The following is a 7,014-nucleotide window of genomic DNA, read 5'->3' on the forward strand; positions in this document are numbered from 1 at the left end:
TTCGCGGCGATGGCTGCGCTCGCTGCCGTGCCCACGCACGCCAGCCAGCCGTTCCCCACTGCCCGGCCGATCACGCTGTGGGTGCCCTGGCCGGCCGGTGGCGCCACCGACATCACGATGCGGCTGCTCGCCGACATCGCCGGGAGCCACCTCGGCCAGCGCGTGGTGGTGGAGAACCGCCCGGGTGCCGCCGGCACGATGGCGATGCCCATCCTGCAGCAGGCCGAACCCGACGGCTACACCATCGCGCAGATCCCGCAGCCGGTGCTGCGAGCCGTGTACACGCAGAAGGTGTTGTGGGACCCGATCCGCGACGTCACGCCGATCATCCAGATCTCCGGCGTGACCTTCGGCGTGCTGGTGCAGGGATCCAGCGCCTTCCGCACGCTCGACGACCTGTTCGCCTTCGCCCGCGCGCGGCCGGGCGAGCTGAGCATCGCCACCAACGGCGTCGGCACCACGCCGCACGTGGTGCTCGAGGAACTGTTCACCGCGCGTGGCATGAAGTACATCCATGTGCCCTACAAGGGCACCTCCGAACAACTGCTGGCGGTGGACAGCGGCCAGGTGATGGTCGGCGTCAACTCGACCGGCTTCGCGCCGATGGTCGACAACGGTCGGCTGCGCCTGCTGGCCACCTTCGCTGCCAAGCGTTCGCCGCGCTGGCCGAGCGTGCCGACGCTGAAGGAACTGGGCTTTCCGATCGTCGCGATGTCGCCGTACGGCCTGGGCGGGCCTCGCGGGCTGCCGGCGCCGGTGGTGACGGTGCTGCACGACGCCTTCCGCAAGGCGATGTTCGATCCGGCCTTCATCCACGAGATCGGCAAGTACGACCAGGAACTCGACTACCTCGGCCCGGCCGAATACGGCGCCTGGCTGCGCGAGCAGCACGCCAAGGAGAAGCTGGTGGTCGAACGCATGGGCCTGACGCGAGGGGGCAGCTGAAATGAGATTCGCATGATCCGTGTGCTGATCGCCGACGATCATCCGGTCGTGCGCGCCGGCTACCAGCGGCTGCTCGAACAGGCCGGCGACATCCGCGTGGTGGCCGACGTCGGTGACGGCGCGGCGGCCTACGCGGCGTGCCAGGAGCAAAGGCCGGACGTGCTGGTCACCGACCTGTCCATGCCCGGCGGCGGCATGGACCTGATCCAGCGTGTGTCGCAGCGCCATCCGTCACTGCGCGTGCTGGTGTTCAGCATGCATGACAGCGCGCCGCTGGTGCAGCGCGCCTTCGAGGCCGGTGCGCGTGGCTACATTCCCAAGTCCAGCCCGCCCGAATGCCTGGTCGAAGGCGTGCGTGCACTGCAGGCGGGGCGACGCTACCTGGCCCCGGAGTTGCCGGCGGAACTGCTGAAGTCGCGCGACCCGCTGTCCGAGAGCGAGCGACTCGCCTCGCTGAGCGCCCGCGAGTTCGAGGTGTTCCGCCTGCTCGCACAGGGACAGTCGGCCAGCGAGTGCGCGGCGGCGCTCAATCTCAGCGCAAAGACGGTGTCCAACCACCAGAGCGCGATCAAGGACAAGCTCGGCGTGAGCACCTCGGCCGCGCTGGCGCACCTGGCGATCCGCCACCGCGTCATCGAACCCTCGGCCCTCTGACTTTCCCTGATCCGTGCCGGGAAGTTTTCCCTGGAGTGCGGCGCGGGTGATCGTTAGCGTCGGCGCCGAAGCCCGCCGAGTCGCAGAGCAGGCCGAAATCGAACCACACGAGGGACACCCATGCCGAACTTCCGCGCGCCGCAGCGGCGCCATTCCCCCATTGCGCTGGCCTGCCTGGCGCTGAGCGCCGGGCTGGCCCAGGCCCAGTCCGATTCGACGCTGCCGCGCGTCGAGGTGATCGGCGCCACGCCGGTGCCCGGCATCGGTGTGCCGAAGGACCAGATCCCGGCCAACGTGCAGAGCCTGGACGCACAACGCCTGCGCCAGACCCAGGTGCTGAACCTGCCCGACGCGATGACGACGCTGATGCCCAGCGCCAACGTCAACGAGATCCAGGGCAACCCGTACCAGCTCGACGTCAACTACCGCGGCTTCACGGCCAGCCCGCTGCTGGGCACGCCGCAGGGCCTGTCGGTGTTCCAGGACGGCGTGCGCATCAACGAGCCCTTCGGCGACGTCGTCAACTGGGACCTGGTGCCGCGCGCCGCGCTGGCCGGCCTGGTGATGATGCCGGGCTCGAACCCGGTGTTCGGCCTGAACACGCTGGGCGGCGCGCTGACGCTGACCACCAAGAGCGGCGACACCCACCCGGGCACCGAGGTCGAGCTGCTGGCCGGCTCCTTCAAGCGCTTCTCCGGCGAGGTGTCGCATGGCCGGCAGCTCGGCGAGAACGGCCACCTGTTCATCGCCGGCAGCGTGTTCGACGAGGACGGCTGGCGCGACTACTCGCCCTCGAAGGTGCAGCAGCTGTTCGTCAAGGGCGGCGCACATGTCGGCGACCTGTCCTGGTCGCTCAGCCTGACCCATGCCGACAACGACCTGATCGGCAACGGCGTGCTGCCGGAGTCGATGCTGGAGCGCAGCCGCACGCAGATCTACACGCGGCCCGACCAGACGAAGACGAAGATGACGATGCTGACGTTGAACACGCTCTACGACGTCAGCGCCACGCATCAGCTCTCGGCCACCGCCTACCTGCGTCGCGGCCGCACCGCCACGCTCAACGGCGACCTGAACGACGACTACGATCCGCCTGCGGTCACCGAGACCGGTGTCGAGAACCGCACCAAGACCAACCAGCGCAGTCTGGGCCTGGCGCTGCAGTCGACGCACAAGCTGGCGAACCAGCAGCTGACGCTGGGTGTGTCGATCGACCGCGGCCGCAGCGACTTCGAGCAGACCGAGGCCGAAGGCGAACTCGACGACACCCGCGCGGTGATCCCCGAGGACGATCCCGAACTCGACGCGATGATCTCCGGCAAGAGCCGCACCACCAGCGTCTACGCGCACGACCTGATCTCGCTGGCGCCGAACCTGCAGCTCACCCTGGCCGGCCGCTACAACAACACCCGCGTGACCACGGTCGACGACGGCCGCATCCGCTTCGGCCTGCCGACCACGCTGGACGGCGAGGGCAGCTACAAGAAGTTCAACCCCTCCGCCGGCCTGACCTGGCAGGCCACGCCCGCGCTGACCGTGTTCGGCAACCTCAGCCAGGGCAACCGCGCGCCCAGCCCGATCGAGCTGGGCTGCTCCGACCCGGCCAACGCCTGCGTGCTGCCCAATGCGCTGCAGTCGGATCCGCCGCTGAAGCAGGTGGTGTCGCGCACGCTGGAGGTCGGCGCGCGCGGTCGCCTCGGCGAGCAGCTGCAGTGGAACGCCGCCGTCTTCCACACCGTCAACAACGACGACCTGCTGTTCATCAGCAACAGCCTGGCGGCCGGGTACTTCACCAACTTCGGCCGCACGCAGCGCCAGGGCTTCGAGCTGGGGCTGTCGCAGCGCGCCGGCAACTTCGGCTGGTCGGCCTCGTACAGCTACCTGCGCGCGACCTTCCAGTCCTCTGCCTGCCTGGTGGCCGAACCGAACAGCACGGCCGAGACCAGCGCCGCCTGCACCGGCGAAGGCGAGATCGAGGTGCGCCCGGGCAACCGCCTGCCGGGGCTGCCGGCGCACAGCGTCAAGCTCGGCGCCGACTGGCAAGCGCTGGACGCCTGGAACGTCGGCGCGCAGCTGCGCGGCTATTCGGGCCAGTACGTGCGCGGCAACGAGAACAACAAGCACAAGCCCGACGGCGTGGACTTCTTCGGTGCCGGGCGGGTCGGCGGCTTCGCGGTGGTCGACGTGACGACCAGCTGGCGCTTCGGCAAGAACGTCGAGGTGTTCGGCAAGATCGCCAACCTGTTCGACCGCCGCTACGCCAGCTCGGGCACGCTGGGCGAGAACGCCTTCGATGCCAGCGGCGCGATCCTGGCGCCCGACGACTGGCGTGACGAGCAGTTCGTCGGCCCCGGCGCGCCGCGCGCCGCCTGGGTCGGGGTGCGGCTGAGCTTCTGATCCGCCTTCCGATGCGCTGAGCGCAGGCCGCCGGGAGGCGGCTTGTGTCTTGCTTGCCCGCTGGCGCGCGGCCGGCAATGTGCCGCGCGCGACGCAGTCTGTGCCGCAACGTGGCACCATGCGGCGCACAACAAGGCACAGGAGACGCCGCATGGAGCGCAACGATGCGCTGCTCGCCGACTGGCGGCAGCGCGCCCTTTCTCTGGAGACGGAGGTGGGCCAGGCCGTGATCGGCCAGCAGCGGGTGCTCCGGCTGGTCAACACCGCCGTGTTCGCGCGCGGCCACGTGCTGCTGCAAGGCGACGTCGGCGTCGGCAAGACCACGCTGCTGCGCGCCTTCGCGCAGGTGCTCGGTGGTGCCTTCGCGCGCACCGAGGGCACGGTCGACCTGATGCCCAACGACCTGATCTACTACACCTACATCAGCGAGCAGGGCCGGCCGGCGGTCGAGCCCGGCCCGCTGATCCGCCACGGCGAAGACCTGGCGATCTTCTTCTTCAACGAGATCAACCGCGCCCGCCCGCAGGTGCATGCGCTGCTGCTGCGCGTGATGGCCGAGCGCAGCGTCTCGGCCTTCAACCGCGAGTTCCACTTCCCGCACCTGCTGGTGTTCGCCGACCGCAACCGCGTCGAGCGGGAAGAGACCTTCGAGATCAGCTCGGCGGCGCGTGATCGCTTCATGATGGAGATCACCATCGAACCGCCGGCCGACGACGCGATGCGCCGCGCGCTGATGTTCGATCCGCGCTTCCACGACACCGACCGCCTCGTCGGCGCGCTGCAGCCGGCGATGGTCGAGCATCGCGAACTCAACGAGGTAGCCGCCACCATCCAGCGCAGCGTGCAGGCCTCCGACGCGCTGCAGGACTACGCGCTGCGGCTGTGGCGCGCGACGGCCGAGCCGGCGGCGTTCGGCGTCACGTTGAGCGACCTCGACACCGCGCAGCTGATGCTCGCCGGCGCCAGCCCGCGCGGCATGAGCCTGCTGCTGCGCGCCGCGCGCGTGGCGGCCTGGCTGGAAGGGCGCAGCTACGTCACGCCGGAAGACGTGCAGGCGGTGTTCGTCGAGACCATCGCGCACCGCCTGGTCTACCAGCCGGTGTTCGAACTGCATCGCCACGAGATCTCGCCGCGGCTGATGGCGGGGATCCTGTCTGCGGTGGCTGCTCCCTGACTCCATGCGGGCGCAAACGTGTTCGATGCGCCAGCGGGTCGAGCGCCGGGCCGCTCCCAAGCCGGCCCGCGCCCCCGCGGGGGGCCGACCGCGGTACGCCGCGGGCGGGGGGCCGTCATGATTCGCGAGCTGCACTACCGCATCGCCGGCGCGGCGACGGGCCTGCTGCCGGGCGCGCACCGCAGCCGCAGCGGCGAGGCCGGCTTCGAATTCCGCGGCCATGCCGCGCTGCAGGACGCGCCCGACGTGCGCCGGCTCGACCTGCACGCCAGCCTGCGCGACCCCTTCGGCGGCTGGATCGTGCGCCTGCACGCGGAGCGCAAGTCGATCCCGGTGGCGGTGGTGGCGGATCTCTCCGCCTCGATGGGCTTCGAGGGCGAGACACGCAAGCTCGACGTGCTGGCCGACTTCACCGAGAGCCTGGCATGGTCGGCCTGGCGGACCGGCGACAGCTTCGGCTTCGTCGGCTGCGACGAGCGTGTGCGCGCCGACTACCTGCAGCCGCAGACGCGCAGCCGCGGCGCCGGCCTCTTGCTGGCCGAACGGCTGCGCAACGAGCCGCTGGCGGGCCGCTCGGCGGCCGGCCTGCGCGACGCACACCGCCATCTGCCGCGCCGGCGCACGCTGGTCTTCCTGGTCTCGGACTTCCACTTCCCGCTGGCCGAACTCGACCCGCTGCTCGACAGCCTGGCGCCGCACGACGTCGTGCCGGTGGTGCTGTGGCAGCCGGTCGAGTTCGCACTCGGCGCGGCGCACGGCCTGGCGCAGGTGCGCGAGCCGGAGAGCGGCGCGGTGCGCTGGCTGTGGTGGCGACCGGCGCTGCGCCAGCGCTGGCGCGAGGCGCACGACGCACGCCGCGACGCGCTGATGAAGGTCTTCGGTGCCCGCCGGCTCGCGCCGTTGTTCATCGAGGGCGCCTTCGACGCCGATGCGGTGACCCGGCATTTCCTGGCCTGACGATGCGGCGCCATCTGCTGTTCGTGACGATGCTCGCGGCGTTGCCCGTGGCTGCTGCGGGTGCCGACGATGCCGTGCTGCGTGTCGAGGCCAGCGAGCCGCGCGCCTACGGCTACCAGGTCGGCGACCACCTGCAGCGGCGCGTGGTCGTGCACGCACCCGCAGGCTGGGTGCTCGACGAAGCCTCGGTGCCGCGGCCGGGTGCGCGCGGCACGGCGCTCGAGCTGCGCTCGGTGCAGCGCAGGAGCGTCGCCGACGGCGGCGGCCAGCGCATCGAGCTCGACCTCGACTACCAGGTCTTCCTCGCCCCGGCGGCGGTGCGCACGGTGGAGATCGCGCCGATCGCGCTGCGCTTCGCCGGCGCGAGCCGCAGCGAAGACCTGCGCATCGATGCCTGGCCGGTGACCATCGCGCCGCTGGTGCAGGTCGAGGCGCCGACACGCCGCGGTCTCGGCGAACTGCAGCCCGACCGACCGCCGCTGCTGCGCGACACCTCGACGCTGCGCACGCGGCTGGTGGCCTGGGCGGCGATCGCGCTGCTGCTGATCGCCACGCTCGCCGTGGCCTACCTGGGCCCGCCCTGGCGCGCTGCGCGCAACCGGCCGTTCGGTATCGCGTGGCGGCAGTTGCGCCGCCTGCCGGCGCAGCCGGACGACGAGGCCTGGCGTGACGCCTGCGTGCGCTTGCACGGGGCCCTGAACCGCACCGCCGGCGAGGTGCTGTTCGAGCGTGACCTCGATGCCTTCGTACAGCGCCACCCCGGCTTCGCACCGCTGCGCGACGAGCTGCAGCGCTTCCTGCACACCACGCGCGAGCAGTTCTTCGGCGGTGCGCGGCGCAGCGCCGACGATGGCCGCTGGCTTCGCGTGCTGTGCAGCCGCTGCCGC

At 71.0% G+C, this 7,014-nt stretch carries 6 protein-coding genes; all 6 read left to right on the forward strand.

The features are described 5' to 3' along the window. Positions 1 to 9 precede the first annotated feature (9 nt). Positions 10 to 945, forward strand: coding sequence for a tripartite tricarboxylate transporter substrate binding protein (locus AAG801_RS00930; protein ID WP_341886754.1), 936 nt, complete (start codon positions 10 to 12; stop codon positions 943 to 945). Positions 946 to 957: 12 nt separating this feature from the next. After that, positions 958 to 1,599 carry a response regulator transcription factor gene (locus AAG801_RS00935; RefSeq protein ID WP_341886745.1) on the forward strand — a complete coding sequence of 214 codons (642 nt, stop codon included), beginning with the start codon at positions 958 to 960 and terminating at the stop codon, positions 1,597 to 1,599. Positions 1,600 to 1,719: 120 nt separating this feature from the next. Next, the gene (locus AAG801_RS00940; protein WP_341886746.1) at positions 1,720 to 3,996 is read left to right on the forward strand and encodes a TonB-dependent receptor; all 2,277 of its coding nucleotides are present in this window, start codon (positions 1,720 to 1,722) and stop codon (positions 3,994 to 3,996) included. Positions 3,997 to 4,147: 151 nt separating this feature from the next. Beyond that, entirely contained in the window at positions 4,148 to 5,170 is a 1,023-nt protein-coding gene (locus AAG801_RS00945; protein WP_341886747.1) for a MoxR family ATPase, read from the forward strand. A 117-nt stretch (positions 5,171 to 5,287) separates the two neighbouring features. Further along, positions 5,288 to 6,127: an MxaS protein gene (locus AAG801_RS00950; protein ID WP_341886748.1), complete on the forward strand. Its 840-nt coding sequence runs from the start codon at positions 5,288 to 5,290 to the stop codon at positions 6,125 to 6,127. A 2-nt stretch (positions 6,128 to 6,129) separates the two neighbouring features. After that, positions 6,130 to 7,014: hypothetical protein (locus AAG801_RS00955; RefSeq protein WP_341886749.1), on the forward strand; the 885-nt coding region annotated here is incomplete at its 3' end.

Source organism: Variovorax sp. YR752 (genome assembly GCF_943372545.1).